Annotated in this window: 25 protein-coding genes; 13 read left to right on the top strand and 12 right to left on the bottom strand. The window is 62.7% G+C overall.

Annotated elements, in window-relative coordinates; all coding sequences use genetic code 11:
• Positions 1–3: 3 nt before the first annotated feature.
• Positions 4–666, top strand: a complete 663-nt coding sequence (locus JQ624_RS19325) for an aspartate/glutamate racemase family protein (RefSeq protein WP_212420487.1) — start codon at positions 4–6, stop codon at positions 664–666.
• Here JQ624_RS19325 and JQ624_RS19320 read toward each other — a convergent pair.
• A complete protein-coding gene (locus JQ624_RS19320) occupies positions 660–1,319 on the bottom strand; it encodes a flavin reductase family protein (protein WP_212420486.1) in 660 nt (219 codons plus the stop codon). The two genes, JQ624_RS19325 and JQ624_RS19320, sit on opposite strands and share 7 nt — an antisense overlap.
• A complete protein-coding gene (locus tag JQ624_RS19315; protein WP_212420485.1) occupies positions 1,320–2,252 on the bottom strand; it encodes an N-carbamoyl-D-amino-acid hydrolase in 933 nt (310 codons plus the stop codon). It abuts the gene before it with no gap.
• 530 nt (positions 2,253–2,782) lie between these two features.
• Between JQ624_RS19315 and JQ624_RS19310 the strand changes: the two genes are divergently transcribed.
• From JQ624_RS19310 to upp, 3 genes are all read left to right on the top strand, one after another.
• Positions 2,783–4,033 carry a GTP cyclohydrolase II gene (locus JQ624_RS19310; protein ID WP_212420484.1) on the top strand — a complete coding sequence of 417 codons (1,251 nt, stop codon included), beginning with the start codon at positions 2,783–2,785 and terminating at the stop codon, positions 4,031–4,033.
• 92 nt (positions 4,034–4,125) lie between these two features.
• Complete coding sequence (locus JQ624_RS19305; protein ID WP_212420598.1) at positions 4,126–5,292, top strand: URC4/urg3 family protein; 1,167 nt, start codon at positions 4,126–4,128, stop codon at positions 5,290–5,292.
• 16 nt (positions 5,293–5,308) lie between these two features.
• Positions 5,309–5,938 (top strand): uracil phosphoribosyltransferase, encoded by a 630-nt coding sequence (gene upp, locus JQ624_RS19300; protein WP_212420483.1) that lies wholly within the window; start codon positions 5,309–5,311, stop codon positions 5,936–5,938.
• A gap of 9 nt (positions 5,939–5,947) precedes the next feature.
• On the opposite strand, the gene hutU is transcribed toward upp, so the two are convergent.
• Genes hutU through hutI form a run of 3 tightly spaced genes read right to left on the bottom strand, consistent with a single transcriptional unit; the run spans position 5,948 to position 10,403 of the window.
• Positions 5,948–7,618, bottom strand: a complete 1,671-nt coding sequence (gene hutU / locus JQ624_RS19295) for a urocanate hydratase (RefSeq protein ID WP_212420482.1) — start codon at positions 7,616–7,618, stop codon at positions 5,948–5,950.
• Complete coding sequence (gene hutH, locus JQ624_RS19290; RefSeq protein WP_212420481.1) at positions 7,615–9,192, bottom strand: histidine ammonia-lyase; 1,578 nt, start codon at positions 9,190–9,192, stop codon at positions 7,615–7,617. The genes hutU and hutH overlap by 4 nt, the downstream gene beginning before the upstream one ends.
• Positions 9,189–10,403: an imidazolonepropionase gene (hutI, locus tag JQ624_RS19285; protein ID WP_212420480.1), complete on the bottom strand. Its 1,215-nt coding sequence runs from the start codon at positions 10,401–10,403 to the stop codon at positions 9,189–9,191. Before hutI ends, hutH begins: the two co-directional genes overlap by 4 nt.
• Before the next feature lie 93 nt (positions 10,404–10,496).
• Here hutI and JQ624_RS19280 point away from each other — a divergent pair, with 93 nt between their 5' ends.
• The 5 genes from JQ624_RS19280 (at position 10,497) to JQ624_RS19260 (ending at position 15,291) form a co-directional block, all read left to right on the top strand.
• The gene (locus tag JQ624_RS19280; protein WP_212420479.1) at positions 10,497–11,855 is read left to right on the top strand and encodes a formimidoylglutamate deiminase; all 1,359 of its coding nucleotides are present in this window, start codon (positions 10,497–10,499) and stop codon (positions 11,853–11,855) included.
• Positions 11,852–12,595: a histidine utilization repressor gene (hutC, locus tag JQ624_RS19275; protein WP_212420478.1), complete on the top strand. Its 744-nt coding sequence runs from the start codon at positions 11,852–11,854 to the stop codon at positions 12,593–12,595. Before JQ624_RS19280 ends, hutC begins: the two co-directional genes overlap by 4 nt.
• Before the next feature lie 104 nt (positions 12,596–12,699).
• A complete protein-coding gene (locus tag JQ624_RS19270) occupies positions 12,700–13,644 on the top strand; it encodes an ABC transporter substrate-binding protein (protein WP_212420477.1) in 945 nt (314 codons plus the stop codon).
• A gap of 91 nt (positions 13,645–13,735) precedes the next feature.
• A complete protein-coding gene (locus JQ624_RS19265) occupies positions 13,736–14,509 on the top strand; it encodes an ABC transporter permease (protein ID WP_212420597.1) in 774 nt (257 codons plus the stop codon).
• Complete coding sequence (locus tag JQ624_RS19260; RefSeq protein WP_212420476.1) at positions 14,506–15,291, top strand: ABC transporter ATP-binding protein; 786 nt, start codon at positions 14,506–14,508, stop codon at positions 15,289–15,291. Before JQ624_RS19265 ends, JQ624_RS19260 begins: the two co-directional genes overlap by 4 nt.
• A 93-nt stretch (positions 15,292–15,384) precedes the next feature.
• On the opposite strand, the gene JQ624_RS19255 is transcribed toward JQ624_RS19260, so the two are convergent.
• On the bottom strand, positions 15,385–16,152 hold the full coding sequence (locus tag JQ624_RS19255) for an SDR family oxidoreductase (protein ID WP_212420475.1): 768 nt from the start codon (positions 16,150–16,152) through the stop codon (positions 15,385–15,387).
• Between the two features lie 125 nt (positions 16,153–16,277).
• Here JQ624_RS19255 and JQ624_RS19250 point away from each other — a divergent pair, with 125 nt between their 5' ends.
• Entirely contained in the window at positions 16,278–16,439 is a 162-nt protein-coding gene (locus JQ624_RS19250) for an Lrp/AsnC ligand binding domain-containing protein (protein WP_212420596.1), read from the top strand.
• Positions 16,440–16,580: 141 nt separating this feature from the next.
• Here the strand turns inward: JQ624_RS19250 and JQ624_RS19245 are convergent, their stop codons facing one another.
• Positions 16,581–18,305 (bottom strand): methanol/ethanol family PQQ-dependent dehydrogenase, encoded by a 1,725-nt coding sequence (locus JQ624_RS19245; RefSeq protein ID WP_212420474.1) that lies wholly within the window; start codon positions 18,303–18,305, stop codon positions 16,581–16,583.
• 72 nt (positions 18,306–18,377) lie between these two features.
• Complete coding sequence (locus tag JQ624_RS19240) at positions 18,378–19,109, bottom strand: ubiquinol-cytochrome c reductase iron-sulfur subunit (RefSeq protein WP_409334349.1); 732 nt, start codon at positions 19,107–19,109, stop codon at positions 18,378–18,380.
• Positions 19,110–19,674: 565 nt separating this feature from the next.
• On the opposite strand from JQ624_RS19240, the gene JQ624_RS19235 reads away from it, so the two are divergent.
• Genes JQ624_RS19235 through JQ624_RS19225 form a run of 3 tightly spaced genes read left to right on the top strand, consistent with a single transcriptional unit; the run spans position 19,675 to position 22,766 of the window.
• Positions 19,675–20,127: a (2Fe-2S)-binding protein gene (locus JQ624_RS19235; RefSeq protein ID WP_212420473.1), complete on the top strand. Its 453-nt coding sequence runs from the start codon at positions 19,675–19,677 to the stop codon at positions 20,125–20,127.
• 2 nt (positions 20,128–20,129) lie between these two features.
• Positions 20,130–22,448, top strand: coding sequence for a molybdopterin cofactor-binding domain-containing protein (locus tag JQ624_RS19230; RefSeq protein ID WP_212420472.1), 2,319 nt, complete (start codon positions 20,130–20,132; stop codon positions 22,446–22,448).
• Between the two features lie 54 nt (positions 22,449–22,502).
• Entirely contained in the window at positions 22,503–22,766 is a 264-nt protein-coding gene (locus JQ624_RS19225) for a hypothetical protein (protein WP_212420471.1), read from the top strand.
• A gap of 65 nt (positions 22,767–22,831) precedes the next feature.
• Here JQ624_RS19225 and cbbX read toward each other — a convergent pair whose 3' ends face one another.
• From cbbX to fba, 4 genes are all read right to left on the bottom strand, one after another.
• Complete coding sequence (gene cbbX, locus JQ624_RS19220) at positions 22,832–23,725, bottom strand: CbbX protein (protein ID WP_212420470.1); 894 nt, start codon at positions 23,723–23,725, stop codon at positions 22,832–22,834.
• Positions 23,726–23,879: 154 nt separating this feature from the next.
• Positions 23,880–24,299 (bottom strand): ribulose bisphosphate carboxylase small subunit, encoded by a 420-nt coding sequence (locus JQ624_RS19215; protein WP_212420469.1) that lies wholly within the window; start codon positions 24,297–24,299, stop codon positions 23,880–23,882.
• 12 nt (positions 24,300–24,311) lie between these two features.
• Complete coding sequence (locus tag JQ624_RS19210) at positions 24,312–25,772, bottom strand: form I ribulose bisphosphate carboxylase large subunit (protein WP_212420594.1); 1,461 nt, start codon at positions 25,770–25,772, stop codon at positions 24,312–24,314.
• Positions 25,773–25,827: 55 nt separating this feature from the next.
• Positions 25,828–26,913, bottom strand: coding sequence for a class II fructose-bisphosphate aldolase (gene fba / locus JQ624_RS19205; RefSeq protein WP_212420468.1), 1,086 nt, complete (start codon positions 26,911–26,913; stop codon positions 25,828–25,830).
• Positions 26,914–26,940: the final 27 nt, after the last annotated feature.

Here is a 26,940-nt window from a genome sequence, read left to right as displayed (position 1 = left end):
ACCATGTCCCGGCCACGCATTCTCGTCATCAATCCCAACTCCAACCAGCTCGTCACCCAAGGGCTGGAGCAAGCCTTGAAGCCGCTCGACTTTGAAGGCGGACCGGAGATCGTTTGCGAGACGCTGGCTGAAGGCCCTTACGGGATCGAGAGCCAGGCCGACGTCGATGGCGTGGCGATGCCGCTGCGCCGCCTCGTCGAAGGCGACAATCATTCGGCTGCCTTCGTCATTGCCTGCTACAGCGATCCGGGCCTGCATGTCTGCCGCGAAGCCACCGACCGGCCGGTGTTCGGCATCGCCGAATGCGGCGTGCTGACGGCGCTGGCGCGCGCTGAAACCTTCGGCGTCATTGCGATCGCGCAGCGCTCGATCCGCCGTCATGTCCGCTACCTCAGGCAGATGGGCCTGATGGATCGCCTGACCAGGGAACGGCCACTCAACATGAGCGTGGCGGAGACCGCGTCGGGCGAAGGAACGCTCGCCAAGATGATCGAGGTCGGGCGCGCGCTCAAGGACGAAGACGGATCCGGCGCCATCGTGATGGGCTGTGCCGGCATGGCGCGTCATCGCCGGCCGCTGGAGCAGGCGCTCGGGATTCCCGTGATCGACCCGACCCAGGCGGCCGTGACCATGGCGCTGGGCACCGTGCAGTTCTCGCATCACTGACTTTGGTCGGACGTTTCGGCCGCTCCGTTGCGCGCAAGCCACTGCGCGTGGCTTTCGCGCGCCAGCGCGAAGGTGTCGCGCTGGGCGGCGTAGAGATTGCCGAACAGGCGCCCGATCGGCCGGTAGGCATCGAAATCGACATACATCCTTTCCTGGTCGATCAGGCCCTCGCGTGCGTGCAGGCGCAGCACCTCGCCGACAAGAAGCTCACGGCCGGGCCCGAAGGCCAGCGCGACATGCTGCCGGCACTCGAGCGCGAAAGGTGCGGCGGCCAATCGAGGCACGTCGACATCGATCGACGGCAATGTCTTTAGGCCCGTCGCCTCCACTTCGCTGTCGCCGGAGGGAAAATCGATCGCGCAGTCGTTCATCGCTGCCGCCAGCGCCTCGTCCACCAGATGCACGACGAACTGTCCGCTGCGGTGGATGTTGCGCGTGGTGTCCTTTGGGCTGAAATCGGGTTTGTGCTGCAAGCCGAGCACCAGGAGCGGCGGGTCCTCGGAGAAGACGTTGAAGAAGCTGAACGGCGCAGCGTTGACGTTACCATTCTCGTCGAGCGTCGTGACCAGCGCGATCGGCCGCGGCACGACGACCCCGCACAGCAGCTTGTACCGGTCGTGCGGATCAAGTTCGCGGAAGGAGATGCCGGACATCTAGTTTTCCGGAGGCGGCACCGCGCCGGTGCGGCTGGTGATCAGGCCATAGTGCTCGATGCGGCGGTGGAGCGCGAAATTGAAGATCGTGTTCTTGCCGAAGATGGTGGCGTCGAGATCGCAGGGGTGAACCAGCAGTTCGTCCTCTTCGGTCCTGGCCTCGACGACGATCTCGCCGTCGGGATCGACGATCAGGCTGCCGCCGATCAAGGGGTGGCCATCCTCGACGCCGGCCTTGGCGACGCACACGACCCAGGTCGAGTTCTGGTAGGCGCCGGCCTGCGCGGAGAGCCGGTTGTGGAACAGCCGCTTCTCGGGCCCCTCCTCGCTCTTCTCGGCATTGATCGAGGGCGTGTTGTAGCCGATCAGCACCATCTCGACGCCTTGCAGGCCCATCACGCGATAGGTCTCCGGCCAGCGCCGGTCGTTGCAGACCGCCATGCCGAAGATGCCGCCGAGCGCGCGCCAGACATTGAAACCGAGATCGCCCGGCTCGAAGTAGCGCTTCTCCAGATGCTGGAACGCGCGTTCCGTATCGAACTCCGAATGACCGGGCAGATGAATCTTGCGGTACTTGCCGACAATTTTTGCGGACTTGTCGGTGAGGATGCAGGTGTTGAAATGATGCCCATCCGGCGTCAGTTCGGCATAACCAAAATTCATTGCAATCTGGTGATGGGCAGCCCGCTCAAACAATGGCCTTGTCGCCGCATTCGGCATCTCGCGCTCGAACCAGGTGTCGACCTCGGCCTGATCCTCCATGTACCAGCGCGGAAAGAACGTGGTGAGGGCGAGCTCCGGATAGACGATCAGATCGGCACCCCTCGCCTTGGCTTCATCCATCAGCGCGATCATGCGCTTGACGACGGCTTCGCGGCTGTCGGCTTTCTGGATCGGGCCCAACTGGGCGGCGGCAACATTGATGACGCGCATGGATAACTTTCTGGATGCTTCCATTTAAGGCGGCGCTTGCATGAAAATGAAGCAGCCTGCGGAGCTCAGAGTCCTGTCGGGCTCATTCGAAGTCAGCAGTTAAAGTTTTGGTTCACACGAAGTCAATTCCGCAAACAGTCCGCGCAACGCACGTCAGTTCTGCGTTTCTGCTCGCCACCCGCGACCGGCAGCTTTGATGCGGCGACGACCGCGAACGCAACGAAGCGACAGTCGTGGTGCGGGGCCGCGCGATCGTGCTCGATCGAGCGTGTCAGTCGCACGAAGGATGTGGTCCCGCTTCTCGATCTCGTTTTCAGCTACCATCCGCGGCGGCGCTAGAACCAGCAGCGCCCCCTGCGCAAAAAGGGTTAACGGCCGATGCGGCCCAGCGGTGACCGCGTTCAAATCGCCGTTGTGTTCGGTCCAAATCTGATTATACTGCTCTCTCAGCTGCAACCGCTGCTGATTTTATTGTTGGTGACCAGGCCCGTCTATCCAGGCGGGCCGTCGCCGTTTCAGGGTTCGTGGCGATGACTCGTTCCAATCGGATTGATCATATTCGCATTACGTCGCACCCGGCACCGGGTGCCAAGCTTAAATTTCCGATCACCTGGGGCGCACCCAGTGCGCGCGAACGCGGACCGGTGATTGGCACGGTTTCGCGCCCGCAGGACCGCAATGTGATCGGCACGCATGGCGGCTCCTATTCGGTCTATCGCGCACTCGCCGTTTCATCCGGCGCGCTCGACCCCGTCCGCCGCCCGGATCTCACCAATACCCATCCTGCCGAAACCATCGGGCCGTTTCCGCAATGGGCCGAGCCGCAGCGGATTGTCTCGCTCGATCCATGGGGACATCTCGCCGCGGAAAACTTCGCAAACGAGATCGCCGAAGGCGTCGACATCCGTCCAAGCATTGCCATCACGCGCGCTCGTCTCGATCTGCCCGAACTGCAGGCCGCGGTCGAAGCCGGACGACTCAAGCAGGATGGCGATGTCGTGCACAAGAACGGCAGCGTCTCCGTGGTCAAAATTGCGATCGACCCGGTCTGGCATCTGCCCGGCCTGGCGGCGCGCTTCGCCACCACCGAGAACAATCTGCGCCGGCAATTGTTCGAGCAAACCGCAGGCATGTTTCCGGAACTGGTGACTCGGCCCGACCTGCAGGTCTTTCTGCCGCCGATCGGCGGCACGACAGCCTATCTGTTCGGCGACGTTACCAAACTGCCGGACCACAGCACCAGGATAACCTGCCGTGTGCATGACGAATGCAACGGCTCCGACGTGTTTGGTTCCGACATCTGCACCTGCCGTCCATATTTGATTCACGGCATCGAGGAATGCGCGCGCGCAGGCCAAAGCGGCGGCCTCGGCATCATCATCTACAATCGCAAGGAAGGCCGTGCGCTCGGCGAGGTCACGAAGTTTCTCGTCTACAACGCCCGCAAGCGTCAGGAAGGCGGCGATGCCGCGGCCCAGTATTTCGAGCGCACCGAATGTGTCGCCGGCGTGCAGGACGCCAGATTCCAGCAACTGATGCCGGACGCGGTGCACTGGCTCGGCCTCAGGCGAATCGACCGCTTCGTTTCCATGAGCGACATGAAGCACGATGCGCTGACTGGCCAGGGCATCGAAATCGGCGAACGCGTGCCTATCCCCGACGACATGATCCCGGCCGACGCGCATGTGGAAATCGCGGCAAAGAAGGCCGCGGGTTACTACACGCCCGAGCCGCAGCAGGACCCGGACAACCCGGTCGGCCGTTCGCTCGAAAAATATTGAGAGAGGCGGCGGCCTTGTCCCTTGCAAATCCGGAGACGTCAGCCGCTTTGACGTTGTTGAGTGCGAAGGCGGTCCGCGAGCGCGCACATCGCATGCTCGCGATCGGCCTTGAAGGCAGGCTTCCGAACTTCCGCATCGACCTCGACCGCATGGACGGCGCAGTCGATCTGGTGCTGGAAACGACGCGCAAGGCCTATCCGTCGTTAGACGTGCCGTTTCATTCGCGCTGGCGGCACTTCGTCACCAATGGGGATGATCGTTGGGCTGCAGTCGCCAACCGGGCCGGCTGGCCCGATCGCGCGGCCCGCGCCCGGGCCGAATTCGATCTGGCCATCGTCAGCGTCTTCCTCGATGCCGGCGCCGGTCCATCCTGGCGCTACCACGATCCAGAAACCGGATCGGCGATCGGCCGTTCGGAAGGATTGGGGCTGGCCAGCCTTGCGATGTTCACGGCCGGTGCATTCTCGGCTAGTCCCCTCGAGCCCTTGCGCGTCGACGCCGACGCGCTGGCGAATTTTGGCGGTACCGACCTCGAGCGCGGCATGCAGGTCTCGGATGCCAATCCGCTGGTCGGGATGGACGGCCGCGCCGACCTGTTACGTCGCCTGGGTCGGCTGGTGGCTTCGAAACCGGAAATATTCGGCAGCCGCGACACGCCGCGGCCCGGCGGCCTGTTCGACCGGCTTACGATGCTGGCAGATGGTGGAAAGCTGCCCGCGCCTGCGATTTTAACAGAACTGCTGCAACAACTCGGGCCGATCTGGCCATCGCGGCTGACGCTGGGAGGCATCGCGCTTGGCGACTGCTGGCGGCATCCGGCATTGACGACCGCGGATGCGACCAGTGGCCTGGTGCCGCTGCACAAGCTCTCGCAATGGCTGGCCTATTCTCTCATCGAGCCGCTGCAAACATCCGGCATCATCGTGACCGATATCGACGGCCTCACCGGCCTTGCCGAATATCGCAATGGCGGGCTGTTCGTCGATACCGGCGTGCTCGCGTTTCGCGATGCAGAAGATGCGCAGCGAGAGCATGAGGTCGCGTCACCGCTTGTCGTGGAATGGCGTGCGCTGACGGTGGCGCTACTCGACCGCATTGCTGATGGTTTGCGGCACCGGCTTGGACGCGATGCCACATCGATGCCGCTGGCGAAAATTCTCGAGGGCGGCACGTGGGCTGCGGGCCGACGACTGGCACGCGAACGCCGCGCCGACGCGTCGCCTCCGGTGAAAGTCGTCAGCGACGGCACGGTTTTCTAGATCCGAGGTCACAGACATGGACGGCGTTACGATCGTTAATCACCCGCTGGTGCAGCACAAGCTGACGCTGCTGCGGAAGAAGGACATTTCAACCAAATCATTTCGCGAACTCCTCAAGGAGATCGGGATGCTGCTTTGTTACGAGGTCACCCGTGACCTGCCGCTGGCTGATATCGAAATCGAAACGCCGCTCGCGCAAATGAAGTCGCCACAGATCGCGGGCAAGAAGCTGGTGTTCGCGCCGGTGCTGCGTGCCGGCGTGACCTTCGCGGAAGGCATGCTCGATCTGGTGCCAACCGCACGGATCGCGCATATCGGTCTTTATCGCGAACCGGAAACCTTCACCGCCGTGGAATATTTCTTCAAGGCGCCGAGCGATCTGCACGAGCGGCTGGTGATCGTGATCTCGCCGGTGCTGGCAACGGCGAACTCCGCCGTCGCCGCGGTCGACCGGCTGAAGGAGCGCGGCGCGAACGACATTCGACTGGTCTGCCTGATCGGCGCGCCGGAAGGCGTTGAGCGCATGCGCGGCATTCACCCGGATGTTCCGATCTGGCTGGCGGCGATCGACCAGGGGCTGGACGGCAACGCCTATATTGTGCCGGGTCTCGGCGACGCGGGTGACCGTGCCTACGGCACGAAGTAGATCAGCAAGCTACGGTGCCAGACTAGGCAGATCGAGCCCATTGGCCCGGGCGCACTCGATCGCACTTTCATAACCCGCGTCGGCATGACGCATGACCCCTGTCGCCGGATCGTTCCAAAGCACCCGTTCGATGCGGCGCGCAGCCTCCGGCGTTCCGTCGGCGACAATCACCATGCCGGCGTGCTGCGAATAGCCGATCCCGACGCCTCCGCCATGATGCAGCGAGACCCACGTCGCCCCGCTGGCACAGTTGAGCAGCGCATTGAGCAGCGGCCAGTCGGACACCGCATCCGAACCGTCGCGCATCGCTTCGGTTTCGCGGTTCGGGCTCGCAACCGAGCCGCTGTCGAGATGATCGCGGCCGATGACGATCGGCGCCTTCAGTTCGCCGCGCGCCACCATTTCATTGAACGCCAGACCCAGCCGGTGACGATCGCCAAGGCCGACCCAGCAGATCCGCGCCGGCAACCCCTGGAACTTGATCCGCGCTCGGGCCATGTCGAGCCAGTTGTGAAGATGCTTGTCGTCGGGCATCAGTTCCTTGACCTTGGCGTCAGTCCGAAAGATATCGTCGGGGTCTCCTGAGAGCGCCGCCCACCGGAATGGCCCGACGCCGCGGCAGAACAGCGGACGGATGTAGGCAGGAACGAAGCCTGGGAAGTCGAACGCGTTTTTCAACCCCATGTCCTTGGCCATCTGGCGGATGTTGTTGCCATAGTCGAGCGTGGGAATGCCTTGAGCGTGGAAATCCAGCATGGCCTGGACGTGACCGACCATCGAGGTCTTGGCCGCGACTTCGACCGCTTTCGGATCAGCCGCACGTCGGGAATCCCACTCCGCGAGTGTCCATCCTTTCGGCAGGTAACCGTTGATCGGATCGTGCGCGCTGGTCTGGTCGGTGACAATGTCCGGCTTTACGCCGCGGCGCACCAGTTCGGGAAAAATATCGGCGGCATTGCCGAGCAGACCGACCGAGACCGGCTGCTTGCTCTCCGCCGCCTGCGCCATGATCGCGAGCGCCTCATCAAGCGTGCCTGCCTGCCGGTCGAGATAACCGGTGCGCAACCGCATCTCGATGCGGCTCGGCTGGCATTCGATCGCAAGCATCGACGCCCCGGCCATGGTCGCCGCAAGCGGCTGCGCACCGCCCATGCCGCCGAGACCCGCCGTCAGGATCCACTTGCCCGCCAGGCTGCCGCCGTAATGACGCCGCCCCACCTCAACAAACGTTTCATAGGTCCCCTGCACGATGCCCTGACTGCCAATGTAGATCCACGATCCGGCCGTCATCTGCCCGAACATCATCAACCCCTGCCTGTCCAGTTCGTTGAAGTGATCGAGCGTTGCCCAATGCGGCACCAGGTTCGAATTCGCGATCAGCACGCGCGGCGCATCGGGGTGGGTACGGAAAATTCCAACCGGCTTGCCCGACTGGACCACCAGCGTCTGGTCGGCATCGAGCTTGCGCAATGAGGCAACGATGCGGTCGAAACTCTCCCAGTCGCGAGCGGCGCGGCCGATTCCGCCATAGACGACGAGTTCGCTCGGCCGTTCGGCAACGTCGGGATCGAGATTGTTCATCAGCATTCGGAGCGGCGCTTCCGTCAACCAGCTCTTGGCGCTGATCTCGGACCCGCGGGGCGCGCGGATCGTACGCTCGTTGTCCAGTCGGCGGTTCATGACAGGTGACCTCTCTCGGCAAGGTTTGGAAACGGATTGTTCTTGAGCACCGACATCGCGGCGGCCGGCAATGCGCCGGCTGCGACCAGCGCCGTTGCCTTTGCGAGATCGTCGGCCATATAGCGATCGCCGCCTAGCGCCGGCACCTGCTCGCGCAACACCGCAATGACCGCCGCAAGCGCTGGGCTGGTCGTATGTGGCGCGCGCAGCCCGATGCCTTGCGCCGCAACCAGCAGTTCGATGCCGAGAATGGCGGCAAGGTTGTCCGCCATATCAGACAAACGGCGCGCAGCGTGCGCGGCCATCGAAACGTGATCTTCCTGGTTGGCGCTGGTCGGCGTCGAATCGATCGAGCAGGCCGCGGCGCGCTGCTTGTTCTCGGCATAGAGGGCTGCCGCCGTCACCTCCGCAATCATGAAACCGGAGTTGAGGCCGGGATCAGGCGTCAGGAACGGCGGCAGGCCGAAGTTCAGCGCGGGATCGACCAGCGTGGCGATGCGCCGCTCGCTGATCGCGCCGATCTCGGACAGCGCCAATGCGATCTGATCGGCTGCGAATGCGACCGGCTCGGCGTGAAAATTTCCACCCGAGACGATCTCGCCGCTCTCAACCAGCACCAGCGGGTTATCCGTTACCGCGTTGGCCTCGATCGTCAGCGTGCGGGCGGCTTGCATCAATAGGTCAAGCGCAGCACCGGCCACCTGCGGCTGACAGCGCAGGCAATAGGGATCCTGCACGCGCTGGTCGCCTTCGAGATGCGACATGCGGATGTCGCTGCCTTCCAGCAGCGCCGTCAGGGCGACACCGGCCGCGATTTGCCCGTCATGCCCCCGCAGTTGCTGGATCTCCGGGCGGAACGGCGCCGTCGAAGCCATGGCCGCATCGACCGACAAGGCACCTGTCACCAGCGTCGCGCAAAGAAGGCCATGGGCGCGCAACAAGCCGGAAATGGCATAGGCCGTCGAAAACTGCGTACCGTTGATCAACGCGAGGCCTTCCTTCGGCCCGAGCGTCAACGGCGCGAGACCGGCGGCAGTCAGCGCATCAAGGCCCGGTACGATCTTGCCGTCGACAAGCGCCTGCCCTTCGCCGATCATGACGGCGGTCATATGCGCCAGCGGCGCCAGATCACCGGACGCTCCCACCGATCCCTGCTGCGGCACCAGCGGACAAATGCCCCGCGCCAGCATGGCCTGAAGTTGCTCGATGATTTCGCGGCGCACGCCCGACGCGCCTCGCCCCAATGAGACGATCTTCAGCGCCATCATCAGACGCACGATCGGTTCAGGTGTCGGAGCCCCTGCCCCGCAGCAATGCGATACAATGAGATTGCGCTGGAGCAGCGTTGTCTGATCCGGCGGAATGCGTTTCGACGCCAGTTTTCCGAATCCTGTATTTATTCCGTAAGCTGGAACGTCCGAATGCGCGGCCTCCGCAACAATGGCCGATGCTGCCTCCACGCGCGGCCAGAATACCGGATCGAGCACAATGGCCGCGCCTGCGAGTATTTGCGCTAATTCGTCGAGGTTGACCCTCCCCGGCGAAACGACAATGGATGCGTCCCGGTCGCTCATCGCCCCCTCCACACCCTGCGGTGCAACGGGTTGAAGCCCATCCGGTAGATCAGCTCGGCGGGGCGCTCGATATCCCAGATCGCAAGATCGCACCGTTTGCCGGCCTCGAGCGTGCCGGTCTCGCCAAGAATACCCAGCGCGCGCGCACCTTCCCGCGTCACGCCGGCGAGGCACTCGGCAACGGTCATCCGGAACAGAGTCGCGCCCATATTCATCGCCAGCAGAAGCGACGTCAGCGGCGAGCTGCCGGGATTGCAGTCGGTCGCGAGCGCCATGTTCACGCCGTGGGCACGGAACAGTTCGACCGGTGGCTTCATCGTCTCGCGAATGAAATAGAACGCGCCCGGCAGCAGCACGGCTACCGTGCCCGCCCGCGCCATGGCGGCAACACCGGCCTCATCCGTGTGCTCCAGATGATCCGCGGACAAAGCGGAGAATTCCGAAGCCAGCGCCGCTCCGCCGAGGTTCGACAATTGATCCGCGTGCAATTTGACCGGCAGCCCAAGCGCCTTTGCCGCTCGAAAGACGCGCGCCGTTTGATCTTTCGAAAACGCGATGCCTTCCATGAAGGCGTCGACGACGTCTGCAAGGCCGGCCTGCACCACCGCCGGGAGCATCTCGCGGCACACGAGCTCGATGTATCGATCCTTGTCGCCATCGGCTTCCGGCGGCAGCGCATGCGCGCCAAGAAATGTCGTCCGGATGCCGACCGGCCGGTTGCGGCCCACCGAGCGCGCGGCCGACAATTGTCGCATCTCGGTTTCCGTATTCAGCCCATAGCCGGATTTGATCTCGACCGTGGTGGCGCCCTCGGCGATCAAAGCGTCCAGCCGCGGCAGCGCGCCGGCAACGAGTTCAGCCTCACTGGATGCCCGCGTCGCCGCGACCGTCGAGACAATGCCGCCACCCGCCCGCGCGATTTCTTCGTAGCTTGCTCCCTTTAGCCGCAGCTCGAACTCGTGGGCGCGGTTTCCACCGAAAACCAAATGGGTATGACAATCGACCAGTCCGGGCGTGATCCACCGCCCGCCGCAATCGATCCGTTCGGCAGCATCGGCGTCAGATGGAAAGTCGGAGTGGCTGCCCGCAAAAGCGATGCGCCCCTCCCGTGCGGCAATCACGCCACGCTCGATCACGCCGAGGTCGGGCAGATCCCCCCGAACGGTGGCGAGCCGGGCGTTATGCCAGATACGATCAAAGCGCTCGGCCATGCAGCATTTCCCTCAAGGGCAGAAACTTGACGGGGGTATCAATATGTCTATACATATTCCCGTGTCGGTGTTCTGTCCACCCGGTTTGGAAACATGTCCACTCTGCATTTCGGATCAGCGCTGCTTCCCTCCGGGTGGGCTGACGACGTGCAGGTGGTTGTGACCGATAGGACCATCACGAAGGTGACTGCCGGTGCGGCGCCGGGAACTCACGATGAACGCCACCAGTTGGCCATCCCGGGAATAGCGAGCCTGCATAGTCACGCGTTCCAGCGCGGCATGGCTGGCCTCGCCGAAACACGCGGCAACACCGCCGATACGTTCTGGACGTGGCGCGAGACGATGTATCGTTTTGCGCTGGACATGGCCCCCGAAGACACGGAAGCCGTCGCAACGCTGCTCTATGTCGAGATGCTCGAGCAAGGTTATACGCGCGTCGGGGAATTCCACTATCTCCATCACGACCATGATGGCACGCCCTACGCCAATCCTGCCGAGATGGCGACGCGAATTGCGCGGGCCGCCGAGCTCACCGGCATCGGCCTCACATTGCTGCCGAGTTTCTACGCGCACAGCTCCTTTGGCGGAGCCGCACCACATGCCGGCCAGCGCCGGTTCATCTGCTCGATCGACCAGTTCGCCAAGCTGACTGCCGCCACACAGGCGGTCGTCCGCGCGTTGCCCGGGGCCAATGTCGGTGTCGCTCCGCACAGCCTGCGGGCCGTGACTCCGGACGAACTGGCGGCGATCGTGCCACTCGCCGAAGCCGGGCCGGTTCATATCCATGCCGCCGAACAGATCAGGGAAGTCGAGGAATGCATCGCCTGGTCTGGCCGGCGGCCGGTTGATTGGCTGCTCGAACATGCGCCTGTCGATCGGCGCTGGTGCCTGATCCATGCGACCCATTCCACCGCGACAGAGATCGCCGCGCTTGCCAGGAGCGGCGCCGTCGCAGGGCTCTGCCCGGTTACCGAAGCGAGCCTCGGCGACGGCATTTTTCCGACCCGCGAATTCCTTGACGCCGGCGGCCGGTTCGGCGTCGGCACGGACTCCAATGTGCTGGTCGGCGTAGCCGACGAACTGCGTCAGCTCGAATATGGCCAGCGGTTAAAGCATCGGGAGCGTAATGTGTTGTCGGGCGGTCCCGGCATTTCGACCGGCCGTGCGCTATTCGACGCTGCGCTGGCCGGCGGCGCCCAGGCCCTCGTGCAGCCGATTGTCGGACTCCAGCCAGGTGCACGCGCTGATATCGTGACCTTCGACACCACGCATCCCTCGCTCGCCGGGCGCCGCGGGGATGCCATCCTCGACGGCTGGATTTTCGCAGCCGGCTCGGGTGCCGTCGCATGTGTTTGGGCGGGCGGAAACAAGGTCGTCGAAGGTGGACGCCACCGGCTCCGTCAAAAGGCGCGCGACAAATTCAACGCAGCCGTGCGGAGGCTGGTGGCATGAGCCTCTCCACGGATCGCGACAAACTCCCGGCAGCCGACACGCCAACGCTTTACAAGCAGATCCGGCTCGACATCGAGCGCCGCATCCTGACCGGCGAATGGCCGCCGGGTCATCGCATCCCGTTCGAGCACCAGTTGATGACGCGCTATGGATGCTCGCGAATGACTGTGAGCAAGGCGCTGTCAGAGCTGGCGCAAGCCGATCTCATCGAGCGGAGGCGCCGCGCCGGCACATTTGTGCGCCGTCCTAAATTCCTGTCAGCAGTTCTCACGATTCCAGACATCCGCGCGGAGATCACCGCGCTCGGCCGCAGCTACGGCTATCAGTTGATCCGGTGCTCGCGCCGAGCGGCCAACGCCGCCGACCGTGCCCGTCTTGGGGTACGGAAAACCGGCAAGGTGATCGCGATCTCATGCCGCCACAGCGCCGATGGCGTGCCGTTCGCGATCGAAGACAGGCTGATCGATCTCGACGCGGTGCCGGAAGCCGCCAGGGCGGATTTTGCAATCGAACCGCCCGGCACGTGGTTGCTCCATCACGTCCCGTGGACGGAGGCCGAGCATTCGATCAGCGCGATCGTGGCGGACGAGGAGACCGCAACAGCACTGGACATTGCGATCGGCGCACCTTGCCTCGTGATCGACCGGCACACCTGGCGCAGCGCGCGGACGCTGACTGCCGTGCGCCTCGTCTATCCGGGCGAGTCCCACAAACTGGTTGCCCGCTTCAAAGGCGGCTGAGAGGGATATCAATGCAAATAGAGCCCGGCACAATTTATGCAGCGATTTATGAAGCAGTAGGGCGAACAGGATCCAATCGATAAACCGGCAGAAGGAAGACAGTCATGCTTAGTTATAGAATATTCGCCGCAACCGCCGCTCTTCTGGTGTCCGCGCCAGCCGTCGCACAAGACGTCAAGGTCGGCATCGGGATTTCGGGATGGACCGGGTTTGCGCCGCTTACGCTGGCAAACCAGGCGGGCATCTTCAAGAAGAACGGCCTCGATGTGACGATCAAGAAGATCCCGCAGAAGGACCGCCATCTGGCCGTTGCATCCGGCGACATCCAGTGTGCGGCGACCACGGTCGAAACCTGGATTTCCTGGAATGCCAACGGTGTGGCGACCAAGCAGATCTTCCAGCTCGACAAGAGCTACGGCGCCGACGGCATGGCCACGCGAAACGATGTCGCGTCGATCAAGGATCTGAAGGGCAAGACGGTCGCCGCGTCCGCGCCCGGCACCGCGCCCTATTTCACGCTGGCCTGGATGCTCAAGAAGAACGGTCTCTCGGTCAAGGACGTGACCGTGGTGAACCTGGAGCCGGCTGCTGCCGCGCAGGCATTCGTGGCCGGTCAGAACGATGCAGCCATGACCTATGAGCCTTACCTCTCGACGGTGCGCGCGGCACCCGACAAGGGGAAGATCATCGCCACCACGCTCGACTACCCGATGATCATGGACACGTTCGGCTGCACGCCGAAATTCCTGACCGAAAACCCGAAGGCCGCGAAAGCGCTGGCTGACAGCTATTTCGAGGCAGTCGCCCTGATCGAAAAGGACCAGGCAAAATCCTACGAGATCATGGGTTCCGACGTGAAGCAGTCCGGCGAGCAGTTCGGCAACTCGGCAAAATATCTGCGCTGGCAGGACAAGGCCGCGAACCAGAAGTTCTTCGCGGGCGAATTCCAGGCCTTTACCAAGGAAGCCGCAGACCTGTTGCTCGAGATCGGCATCATCAAATCGATTCCGAAAATCGACGACCTCGTTGACACGAGTTTCATCAAGTAGGTTCGTTCGGCGCCGCGCTGGTCCCGCTTCCACACATCTGGAAGCGGGACTGTCCGCGATCGGCGCACCGCTTTGAGGAACATGCCCTGTGATGCGTCCCCTAGATCCCGTGACGTCGAAGCAACGCGCAGCCTATGGCCTTGCGTTCTTCGTCCTGTTTGTCGCCCTGTGGGCATGGGCAACTTTTGGCGGCTACGTGTCCAAGACGTTTCTCGCCAACCCATTGACCATGCTGCAGGAGGGCTTTGAACTCCTGACCAAGCACGGCTTCCTGTTCGACATCGGCATGACGATATGGCGGGTTATCGGCGGCTTCGTGCTGGCGGCTCTCATCGCGGTGCCGCTCGGCGTTCTGATGGGGGCCTACAAGCCGATCGAGGCTTTTCTCGAGCCGTTCGTCTCGTTCGCCCGCTATCTGCCCGCCTCGGCCTTCATCCCGCTGTTGATCCTGTGGGCGGGCATCGGCGAACTGCAGAAGCTGCTGGTTATCTTTATCGGCTCGGTGTTCCAGATTATCCTGATGATCGCCGTGAACGTCGGCAACACAAGGCGCGACCTCGTTGAAGCAGCCTACACGCTGGGCGCCGGCGACAGCGGCATCATCCGCCGCGTGCTGCTGCCCTCATCCGCCCCCGAGATCGCAGAAATTCTTCGGCTCGTCCTCGGTTGGGCGTGGACCTACGTCATCGTCGCCGAACTGATCGGTTCATCGTCGGGCATCGGCCACATGATCACTGACAGCCAGGCGCTGCTCAACACCGGCCAGATCATCTTCGGCATCATTGTCATCGGGTTGATCGGTCTGGTGTCGGACTTCCTGTTCAAGGCCTTCAACGCCTGGCTGTTTCCGTGGAAATTGGCATGACCGAGCTGAAGATCGATCAGGTCTCCCGCGTTTTCCCTGCGCGCCAGGGCAATGCGCCGACGCGGGCGCTGGAACCGACCAATCTCAGCGTCGGCAACAACGACTTCGTCACCATCCTCGGCCCGTCGGGCTGCGGAAAATCCACGCTGCTGCGGATCATCGCCGGGCTTGACCGGCCGACCAGCGGCCGCGTCATTCTGGACGGGCACGAGGTCACGGGACCCGGCGCCGACCGCGGCATGGTGTTTCAATCGTACACGCTGTTCCCGTGGTTGACGGTGCGCGAAAACATCGCGTTCGGCCTGCGCGAGCGCGGGATATCCGAGGCGGATCGCGGCAGGATCGCCGATGGATTCATCCATCGGGTCGGCTTGTCCGGCTTTGAGAACCACTGGCCGAAGCAGCTCTCCGGCGGCATGCAGCAACGCACGGCGATCGCGCGTGCGCTTGCCAACGATCCCAAGATCCTGTTGCTCGACGAACCGTTCGGGGCGCTGGATAATCAAACCCGTGTGCTGATGCAGGAAATGCTGCTCGGCATCTGGGAACGCGACCAGAAGACCGTGCTGTTCGTCACCCATGACATCGAGGAGGCGATTTTCCTCGGCAGCCGCGTCGTCGTCATGAGCGCCCGTCCCGGTCGCATCAAGGCCGAGATCGCGATCGACCTGCCTCATCCGCGATCCTACAAGATCAAAACCGCGCCTGAATTCGTCAGGCTGAAGGAACGGCTCGTCGAGGAAATCCGGGCCGAGGCATTGAAGGTTGCGGTTGACGCCTGAACCGCCGCTTCCCCCGCTCCAAGAGCGAGGGCTTCATGCCGCTTGGTCAGCACTGTATCTGACCAGCCCAGCTTCGGAGCAGCGATCGAGCCTTTAGAGACAGGTGGTGATCCCGCCATCGACATAGAGCGTATGGCCGTTGACAAAGGACGAGGCCTTGCCGGACAGGAACACCGCAGCCCCCACCAACTCCTCGACATTGCCCCAGCGGGCCGCGGGTGTCCGCTTTTCGAGCCAGCTCGAAAATTCCGGATCGTCGACTAGCGCCTGGTTGAGCGGGGTCTTGAAGTAGCCCGGCGCGATCGCATTGATCTGGAGACCGTGTTTCGCCCAGTCGGCGCACATGCCGCGGGTCAGGTTCTTTATCGCGCCCTTCGTGGCCGTGTAAGGCGCGATGCCGGCACGCGCGAGTTCGCTTTGCACGGATGCGATGTTGATGATCTTGCCCCGGCCGCGCGGGATCATGTGACGGGCGACGGCTTGGCCGACATAGAACGCGCTCGAAACATTGGTGGCGAGCAGTTGCTCCCACTTCTCGACGGGAAAGTCCTCGAGCGGCGAGCGGAACTGCATGCCGGCGTTATTGATCAGGATATCGATCGCGCCGGAATTCTTCTCGATCGCCTCGACACCGTCCTTGGCGGCTTGCGCTTGCGTGACGTCGAAACCGGCCACCGATATTCTGTGCCCGGCGGCCGCCAGTCTCGCCGCTGCGGCATCAAGCTTGGCTGCGTCACGGCCGTTCAGGGTGACTTCGGCACCGTGCTCGGCAAGACCTTGCGCGAGCGCGAAGCCAATACCTTGCGAAGAGCCGGTGATGAGCGCTCTCTTGCCCGTCAGTTCGAAGAGCTCAAATGCCATTTGGCGACCTCGTGCTGGCTTCGAGCGCGAAAACTCACCGCCCGAGCGACTTCTTGATACCGTTCAATCCGAGGCGCTGGAAGGGGTCAGAATAGACGTAGGAGAACTGCGCGCCCCTTTCGAGCCTGTACGGCAACTCGTCGGCCGACACTACTCACTACGAGCGCTTTCTGCAGGAGAAGCTCCACCGGATTCAAGACATCCGGCACACGCGATCGACCTTTTCGCTGCGGACTTTGAAGCTCGTGACTTCCGCCGATGCGCTGCTCGACAATGCGAGTGTTTAGCCCGCACCGCAGGCGAAGCGGTGGCAGGCGTCCTGCTCCGGCGATCAGACTACATTATGGTCCGAGCGCGCGTTACCTGGATCGTATCGGCACCTGGCCACTACCCGCAGCGGCCAGGCGCCTGATGCTGCTTCCTCGCAGTCACTTCTTGACAGCGAACACCCAAACGACGCCGCCCTGCGGCACGTTATTCTCCAGGCCGGGGACCTTGCCCACCAACGCATCCTGGATGCGCTGCGCGTCTACGCCCCAGCCCGACTGGACGGCGATATACTGCGTGCCGTCCACCTCATAGGCGATCGGCATGCCCATGATGCCGGAGTTGGTCTTTTGCTCCCACAGCAGTTCGCCGGTCTTGGCATGGAAGGCGCGGAACATCCGGTCATTGGTGCCGCCGACAAGGACGAGGTCGCCTGCGGTCGCGGTCACCGAACCGAACAGCTGTGACTTGGGAAAGTTATGTGACCAGGCCTTCTTGCCCGTGGCCGGATCCCACGCCTGCAGTTCGCCAAAGTGGGTAGCGCCGGGACGAGGCGTCAGGCCGATATCTTCGGGCTTGGTTCCGAGCCAGAGCTGGCCGGCAACCAACGGCACTTTCTCGCCGGTGAAGCCGCCGCAGAAATTCTCGTTGGCCGGAACGTAGACCAATCCGGTTTTCTGACTATACGCTGCCGACGGCCAATCCTTGCCACCCCACAGGGATGGGCAGAATTCAACCCGCTTGCCAATAATCGGCTTGTGAGCCGGGTCGACAATCGGCTTGCCAGTCTCGGGCTCAATGCCTTTCCAGACGTCGGTATGAACAAAAGGCCAGCCGGCCACATATTTGATGCTGTCCGGCTTGCGCTCCAGTATCCAGAAAATCGCGTTGCGTCCCGGATGGATCAGACTCTTGATCGTGCGGCCATCCCTTTGCAGGTCGACCAGCATGGGTGCGTCCACCTCGTCCCAATCCCAGGAATCGTTTTGATGGTACTGGAAGTAAGTTTTCAGCTTGCCGCTATCGGGATCGAGCGCGAGCACTGAACTTGTGTAAAGATTATCGCCGGGGTGAGTGTCGCCCGGCCAAGGTGCGGCGTTGCCGGTGCCCCAATAGACTGTCTTGGTGTCTGGATCGTAGTTGCCTGTCATCCAGGCAGATCCGCCACCCGTTTTCCAGTCGTCGCCTTTCCAGGTTTCGTTACCTGGCTCACCCGTGCCGGGAATGGTGAAGGTCCGCCACAGTTCCTTGCCCGTGTCGGCATCATAGGCAACGACGTAACCGCGCACGCCGAGCTCGCCACCGGAACCGCCAACGATCACCTTGCCGTCAACGATCAGGGGCATCAGCGTCAGATACTGCCCCTTCTTGTAGTCCTGAACCTTGGTATCCCAGACCACTTTGCCGGTCTTGGCGTCGAGCGCTACCAGATGGTCGTCCGTCGTGGCGAGGTAGAGCTTGTCCTGCCACAGTCCCACGCCGCGGTTGGTCGGGTGCAATTGAAAGAGGTCGTCGGGAAGCTGGCGTTTGTATCGCCAGTACTCGTCACCAGTCTTGGCGTTGAGCGCAATCACCTGCCCCGACGGCGTTGCTACGAACATCACGCCATTGTTGATGATCGGGGGGGCCTCGTGTCCCTCGACCACACCGGTCGAGAACGTCCATACCGGCGTCAGGCTTTTCACGTTCGAGGTGTTGATCTGGTCGAGCGGGCTGTATCCCTGGCCGTCATAGGTCCGGCGATAATGCATCCAGTTGCCAGGTTCCGGATTCTTGAGTCGATCGGCAGTCACCAGGCTGTAGTTCTCGATCGGGCCGGCGGCAGCGATCGGAACGAGGCAGGTGGACGCGAGCAAACCCGCCAAGAGCCATTGCTTCAAGGCCATAACGCAACCTCCCCTTTGTTTTCATCTCACGAATTCTGTTTTTCATTGTCGTGGATCGACGGCGGCCCGCCGTCACCTGGCCTGCTGTGCACCTACCTTTCCAACGAATGTTGCGGCCACCGTCAGTGGCCCGTCTTCTGCCGCCAACGGGAGCGCCGGCAGACGCCGGGGCGCTGGTCCGAAGATAACTTGCGCGCTTTGCCTGGGGTCATATTCCGAATTATGGCAAACGCATTTGAACACATCCTTGTCGCTGCTTGTCGCCTTCACCCATGCCGTGATTGGACAACCCGTGTGGACGCAGATGGCCGAATAGGCCACGACGCCGCCGGCAGCGCGCGAGCGCGTCTCTTCATCCAGCTCAGCCGGATCCAGTTTCACGACAAGCACCTCGTTCAGGCGCGAGCCCTTGCGGACAACCGATGTCCTGGGATCCTTTGGCCAGGCCCGCACCGGCGGTCCACCAGCGTTCAGATCCTGCGGCTTGATCACCTCGCCCGCATGTTCCCCTTCGGCGAAAACCAGCACGTCGGCTTTCTGAGGCCGCTCATCGCTGCCCGGCAAATCTTCCTCGGCAACGGAGGACCTGGACGACGCCAGGCAAGCTCCCGTGGCGAGAGCCGTCAGGATGAGCCCGCGTCGCGTCGGATTCTGACACACCGCTGTCGCGAGTTCCGCGTCTGTGCTTGTGATCGACGTTGTGGCCTGATCGGATTTGCACATCACGCAAACTGATGGAGGGACTCGGTCAAAAGAATGGCGACCGACAACTTTGTCTTTCGCGCAATGCGCCTTCCAGTGCATTGGCGATTCTCATAAAAGCCAGCAATAACGGGAGTCCATTGCGTTTCATGGGATCGTAACTGCGGACGAGCGCATCATGCGTATTTCGCAGAACAGCCCAGACTTCTGCGATGTGCAGTGCGTTATTGCGCGTACGGCCAAGATCGAAAACTGCAAGAACCGTCGCCAGGCGCCCGATGGACGCCGATGTCCTCTCAAGCGCAAACGGTGAAAGCCTGTGCTGCGCCGGGCGACGTTTGTCCTGACAACGACGTTCAAGTTTGACGACAATTGCTTTTGCTTATGCCACTGCGTCAGCGCTACTGACCAAATGCAATTCTTTGCCGATGCCCCGCTTTCGCCAAACATACGGACGCAAATATAGAACGCCTTGTGGCGGCCGATCCGCCAAGCGCGGCCTACTGAACAACAGCAAATAATAATGATCAGGAGGATGGCTCGAAGAAATCCCAGCCAGGCAAGACAGCAAGGAATTTCGAAGCGACGGCGTTGAGCGATCAGCCGTAACGTTTTTCGCTCACGTCGGAGCTAACCATCACCAGCTTACGAAGAGCGAGGATCGATCATGATTACTTTGAAGATTAACGGCCAGCAAAAGAACTGGGATGGCGACCCCGATCTTTCGCTACTCTGGTTCCTCCGCGACGAAATCGGACTGACGGGCACGAAATATGGCTGCGGCCAAGCGCTTTGCGGCGCCTGCACCGTGATCGTCGACAAGCAGGCGATACGCGCCTGCATCACGTCGGTTTCCGACGTGGTCGATCGGGAGGTCACGACGATCGAAGGCCTTCATCCGACGGGTGATCACGCTGTTCAGAAGGCCTGGCGCCAGCTCAACGTCCCGCAATGCGGCTTTTGCCAGGTCGGCCAGATCATGCAGGCGGCCGCGCTGCTGATGGACAATCCAAAACCCAACCACGATCAGATACGCGAAGCGATGGCGGGCAACATCTGCCGCTGCGGCTGTTATCAGCGCATCGAGAACGCGGTCCATCTTGCTTCGACGGGGGTCTGACCATGAACATCCGTACCAATCCCAAAAAGCTCCGTGGCTTTGAGCGATACATCAAGATCGACAACGTTTCACGCCGCAGTATCCTGAAGGGTCTTGGGCTGGCCGGCGGCTTCGTTTTGGCCGCCCCCGTGATGTCGCGGCCCAGCCTCGCCGCGTACCAGACCGGCGCGGACAAGATGCCACACGGAACCGTGGTGGACCCGCGCGTGTTCGTCGCGATCGCACCGGACGGCATTGTCACGATCGTCGCACACCGCGCCGAGATGGGAACCGGCGTCCGCACCAGCCTGCCGATGATCGTTGCCGAAGAGATGGAGGCCGACTGGTCGCGCGTTCGCATCCAGCAGGCGCATGGCGACGAGGTCAAATTCGGCAACCAGGATACCGATGGATCGCGCAGCACGCGTCACTACCTGATGCCGATGCGTCAGATCGGCGCTTCGGCCCGCACGATGCTCGAAGCCGCAGCGGCGAAACGCTGGGGTGTGCCGGCGACCGAAGTGAAGGCGGTCAATCACGAGGTCGTCCATAGCGCGAGCGGACGCCGCATTGGCTTCGGCGATCTGGCCGCCGACGCCGCCAAGGAGTCGGTACCGAGTGTCGAAGGCCTGAAGCTGAAAGACCCAAAGGATTTCCGCTATCTGGGCAAAGGCCAGATCAGCATGGTCGATCTGCGCGACATCACGGTAGGCACCGCGCGTTACGGCGCCGACGTCCGCCTGCCCGGCATGAAATACGCCGTCATTGCCCGGCCGCCGGTGACCGGGGGCAAGGTCGCGTCGTTTGACGGGGCGGCGGCGATGAAGGTTTCCGGCGTCGAGAAGGTCATGGAAGTCAAAGGCTGGCCATGGCCTTCAAAATTCCAGCCGCTCGGCGGCATCGCCGTGATCGGGCGCAACACCGGCGCGGCGATCAAGGGCCGCGACGCCCTGAAGATCGTTTGGGACGATGGTGCCAACGGCAAATACGACTCGGTCGCCTACCGGGCCGAACTGGAGGCAGCCGCACGGAAGCCCGGCCTGGTGCTGCGCAAGGAGGGTGACGTGGAAGCCGCCTTGAAGGGCGCCGACAAGGTGATCGTCGGTGAGTACTATCTGCCGCATCTTGCCCATGTCTCCATGGAACCGCCGGTTGCGGTCGCGGACGTCAAGGGCGACAAGGCAGAGATCTGGGGACCGGTGCAAAGCGCGGGCGGAACGCGCGAGGACGTTGCCAAAACGCTTGGCATTCCTCAGGAGAATGTCACCGTCAACGTCACCCTGCTCGGCGGCGGCTTCGGCCGCAAGTCGAAGTGCGATTTCGCCATCGAAGCCGCCCTGCTTTCAAAGGAACTCGGCGCCCCTGTAAAGGTGCAATGGACGCGGGAAGACGACGTTCGCAACGGCTTCCTGCACACCGTCTCGGTGGAACGCATCGAGGCCGGTCTCGACAAGAGCGGCAAGGTGACGGCCTGGCGCCATCGCAGCGTCGCGCCGAGCATCGCCTCGACATTTGCCGCCAATACGGTGCATCAGGCTCCGTTCGAACTCGGCATGGGGCTTGTCGACATGCCCTTCGAGATCGCCAACGTCCAATGCGAGAATCCGGAAGCGGCTGCGCATACCCGCATCGGCTGGTTCCGCTCCGTATCGAACATCCCGCGCGCCTTTGCGGTGCAGTCGATGGTCGCTGAAATCGCCCATGCCACCAAACGCGACCAAAAGGATATGCTGCTGGAACTGATCGGCTCGCCCCGGATCGTCAAGCTCGATTCGGTGAAAGACCTCTGGAACTATGGCGAACCCTATGACAGCTATCCGATCGATACCGCGCGTCTTCGCAAGGTCGTCGAGCTGGTCGCGGACAAGGGTGGCTGGGGCCGGTCCGTCCCCAAGGGTCACGGGCTCGGCATCGCCGCGCATCGCAGCTTCGTCAGCTATATCGCGACCATCGTCGAGGTGGCGGTTGACGACAAGGGCAAGCTCACCGTGCCGCGGGTCGATACCGCCATAGATTGCGGAACCTACGTCAATCCGGAGCGGATCCAGTCGCAGATCGAGGGTGCCGCGATCATGGGCATGAGCCTCGCCAAACATGGCGCGATCACCTTCAAGGACGGCAAGGTGCAACAGAGCAATTTCGACGATTTCCGGGTGATCCGGATCGACGAGTCTCCGGCCGTAACCAACGTCTACATCGTACCTCCCGGCTCCGACACGCCGCCCAGCGGCGTCGGCGAGCCGGGCGTGCCACCCTTTGCACCGGCGCTGATCAACGCGATATTCGCCGCGACTGGCAAGCGTATCCGCGCACTGCCGATCGGCAAGCAATTGGAGGCGTAACGGGAACGTTGGACCGAACGGGCCGTTTCCTTGGTCTGAGAGGAGTTCAGACCGATGAAACCCAGCTCAACGGCGCTCGCGGTGTCGCTACTGTCGAGTGTGCTTCTATTGAATGCTCAGGCGGCGATCGCTCAAACCACGTCGCCGCCGAGCGCGACCGCAACGCGGCCGGCGACGACACCGCCCGGGCAAACCTCCCTTCCAAACGAAAGCCCGCCGGCCACCACCACTCAGACCACCGGCGAAGCCAGTCGCGATCCGGTGGTGAAGAAAATGAACGAGGACGAAAAGCAGAAGGTCGATACCAAAGGCAAGTAGCTCCAGCACTGGCTGCCAGGAGTAATAAAGGGGCGGCGAACAATGGTTGGCCGCCCTTCCCGACGCTAGCCCGCTTCGGCGGATTTTCCACCCTTCCCGAACACGCGGCTGGCCAGCACGTCGGAAGCCTCGATCGACCTGATATCGTCCGCTGTCAGGACACGATCGAGACCAGCGACAAGGCGATTGGCCTGGCGCAGCCGCAGACGATCCAACGCGTTGCGGATCGAGCGCGCGTTGGAGAACAACGGCTGAGTCTTGCGCAATGCGATATAGCGAACGAACTCCGCACGCGCATCTGAGGTGAATCCGTAGTTCATGTCGCGCAGCATCAGCTCTGCGATGGCGAGCAACTCATCGTCGGCATAATCCGGAAAGTCGATATGGTGCGCGATCCGCGAGCGGAAGCCGGGATTGCTCGCGAAAAACTTGTCCATGCGGTCGCCATATCCGGCGAGGATCACGACCAGGTCCTCGCGCTGCGATTCCATCACCTGCAGCAGGATCTCGATCGCCTCCTGGCCATAGTCGCGTTCGTTGTCGGGCCGGTGCAGATAGTAGGCCTCGTCGATGAACAGCACGCCGCCCATCGCCTTCTTCAGGATCTCCTTGGTCTTTGGCGCGGTGTGACCGATATATTGCCCAACCAGTTCGTCGCGCGTCACCGACACTACCTGGCCGCGGCGCACGAAACCGAGCCTGTGCAGGATGCTGGCGATCCGCAGCGCCACCGTCGTCTTTCCGGTGCCGGGATTTCCCGTAAACGACATGTGCAGCGTCGGCGCCTCCGACGCCAGCCCCATACGCTTGCGGATGCGTTCGATCAGAAGCAGCGATGCAATCTCGCGGATACGCGTCTTTACCGGCCTCAAGCCGATCAGCTCGCGGTCGAGCTGCGAGAGAATCTCCTCGATGCCGACGGCTTCGAGTTCGTCGCGCAGGTTGACCGCATCAGTCATGGGGGCGATATCCAGGTCCATCTGCTAAACCTCAAATGCGCTGCACGCGTCGTTTCGGAAAAGTCTCCGTCGCCGCTTCGGCAGCGACGGAGCAGTGCATCCGGCGGACGCAGGCACGTTCAGGGAGAACGCGTCTGCCGGACCGAACGCGTGCCTAGCCGTAGCGCCGGCCCTCCGGACGATCGGCGGCGTATGAGCTGGTCGTGTAGCGGATGTTGCGGCCGGCCACTTCATGCCGATCAAGGCGGAAGCCGGGCTCCTCCTTCGGCCGGTTGACGATGAAGGACAGCCGCACCGATTCCCAGCCGTGACTGGAATCGAACGCCGACAGCCGGATGTAGCTGTTACCATACACCTTGCGGCATTCGTTCAGCTCCATCATCACGCCGGCGGCGTCGCGGAGATCGAACATCGGCAGTCCCCACATTTCCCAGAAATTGTTGCGGGGATGCGGGTCGTCGGTGAACTCGATGTTCACCGCCCAGCCCTGCTCCAGGCAGTACTGGACCTGGCGGGAAATCTGCTCGTCGGTGAGGTCGGGCAGGAACGAGAAGCAGCCTTGGGTAATGCGCATGATTTCCACTCCTTACATCGCGACCGAGGGCGTGGGGACATAGTCCGGCATGTCGGTCGATTCATAGTTGAAGGTGACGTCCTTCCAGACCTCGAGCGCCGCCTTCAGCGGCGTGCAGGTCTCTGCCGCCTTGGCGAGAATCTCGGGGCCTTCGTGCAGATAGTCGCGGCCTTCGTTGCGCGCGAGGATCATCGCTTCCAGCGCCACGCGGTTGGCGGTGGCGCCGGCCTGGATGCCCATGGGATGGCCAATGGTGCCGCCGCCGAACTGCAGGATCACGTCTTCGCCGAGATGATCGAGCAGTTGGTGCATCTGGCCGGCATGAATGCCGCCAGACGCCACCGGCATCAGCTTGTTGAGGCTCGCCCAGTGCTGGTCGAAGAACACGCCATGCTCCAGCCGCGCCGGATTGTAGTCCTCGCGGCAGATGTCATAGTAGCCGCGCGTGGTCGCGGGATCGCCTTCCAGTTTTCCGACCACGGTGCCGGCATGGATGTGGTCGACGCCCGCAAGCCGCATCCACTTCGCGATAACGCGGAACGAAACGCCGTGGCTGCGCTGTCTCGTATAGGTCGAGTGCCCTGCCCGATGCAGATGCAGGATCATGTCGTTGCGGCGCGCCCATTTGGCCATCGACTGGATCGCGGTGTAGCCGATCACGAGATCGATCATGATGATGACCGAACCAAGCTCCTTGGCGAATTCGGCGCGCTCGTACATGTCCTCCATGGTGCCGGCGGTGACGTTGAGATAAGTGCCCTTGATCTCGCCAGACGCGGCCTGCGCCTTGTTGACGGCCTCCATGCAATAGAGGAACCGCTCCCGCCAGTGCATGAAAGGCTGTGAGTTGATGTTCTCGTCATCCTTGGTGAAGTCGAGCCCGCCCTTCAGCGCCTCGTAGACCACGCGTCCATAGTTTCGGCCGGACAGGCCGAGCTTCGGCTTCACGGTGGCACCGAGCAGCGGCCGGCCGAACTTGTCCATCCGCTCGCGCTCAACCACGATGCCGGTCGCCGGTCCCTGGAATGTCTTCACATAGGCCACCGGCAACCGCATGTCCTCGAGCCGCAATGCCTTCAGCGGCTTGAATCCGAACACGTTGCCGATAATGGAGGCCGAGAGATTGGCGATCGATCCGGACTCGAACAGATCGAGGTCATAGGCGATATAGGCGAAATACTGCCCCGGTGAGTTCGGCACGGGATCGACGCGGAAGCATTTCGCGCGGTATTTTTCCGCCGCCGTCAGCCGGTCGGTCCAGACCACCGTCCATGTCGCGGTGGAGGATTCGCCGGCCACCGCTGCGGAGGCTTCGACCGGATCGACGCCGTCCTGCGGCGTCACCCGGAACAGCGCGATGATGTCGGTGTCCTTGGGCGCGTAGTCGGGCTCCCAGTAGCCCATCTTCTTGTATTCCATCACGCCGGACTTGTAGCGATCCTTGCCGTGGATCGTCATCGAGTGCTGGTTCATGTTGGTCTCCTCGTGTTGCGTGCGGCGGCTGGTCGGGATCGAGGCGGTCATCAGTTCATTCGGCGGCATCGGCCATTCCTCCCATGCGTGGATCGAGCGCGCCCGAGCGGTAGCGCTTGGCCATCTCGGCCAACGGAATGACCTTGATCTCTGAGGCGCGGCCCGCGGTCCCGAACTGCTCGAAGCGCTCGCGGCAGAGGTCGCGCAGCGCGTCCATCGCCGGTTTCAGGAATTTACGCGGATCGAATTCGCTTCTGTTTTGCGTCGCCACCTTGCGGAACGCGGCGGTCATCGCCAGCCGGCAGTCGGTGTCGATATTGACCTTGCGGACACCATGCTTGATGCCGCGGACGATTTCCTCGACCGGGACGCCCCAGGTCTGCGGCATCTCGCCGCCGAATGCATTGAAGGCGTCCTGCAGCGGTTGCGGCACCGACGACGAACCGTGCATCACCAGATGCGTATTGGGCAGCCGGCGATGGATCTCCTCCACCACCCGCATCGCAAGAATGTCGCCGTCCGGCTTGCGCGAGAATTTGTACGCGCCATGCGAGGTACCCATCGCAATCGCCAGCGCATCGACTTTGGTGGCGCGAACGAAATCGACCGCCTGGTCCGGATCGGTCAGCAGTTGATCGTGGCTGACCTCGCCCTCGACGCCATGGCCGTCCTCCTGCTCGCCGCCGCCATGCTCGAGCGAGCCGAGCACGCCCAACTCGCCTTCCACCGAGGCGCCGATCCAGTGCGCCATGTCGACCACCCGGCGGGTGATGTCGACGTTGTAGTCGTAGCTCGCCGGGGTCTTGGCATCGGCCTTCAGCGAACCGTCCATCATCACAGAGGTGAAGCCGTGTTGAAGCGCGGTCGCGCAGGTCGATTCCTCGTTGCCGTGGTCCTGATGCAGGCAGAGCGGAATCTGCGGGTACATCTCTTCCAGCGCGTCGATCATCTTCGCCAGCATGATGTCGTTGGCATAGGAGCGCGCGCCCCGCGAGGCCTGGATGATCACGGGCGCATCGACGGCCGCCGCCGCATCCATGATCGCGAGCCCCTGCTCCATATTGTTGATGTTGAAGGCCGGCACGCCGTAGCCGCGCTCGGCGGCATGATCCAGCAATTGCCTCAAGGTAATTCGCGCCATCGGAGCCTCCGTGTCGTTGATCGGCGT

Origin of the sequence: Bradyrhizobium sp. AUGA SZCCT0283 (assembly GCF_018130385.1) — a bacterium.
Lineage (GTDB): Bacteria > Pseudomonadota > Alphaproteobacteria > Rhizobiales > Xanthobacteraceae > Bradyrhizobium.
The sequence above is the reverse complement of the archived record's forward strand: the minus strand, read 5'-3'. Positions and strand labels throughout refer to the sequence as shown.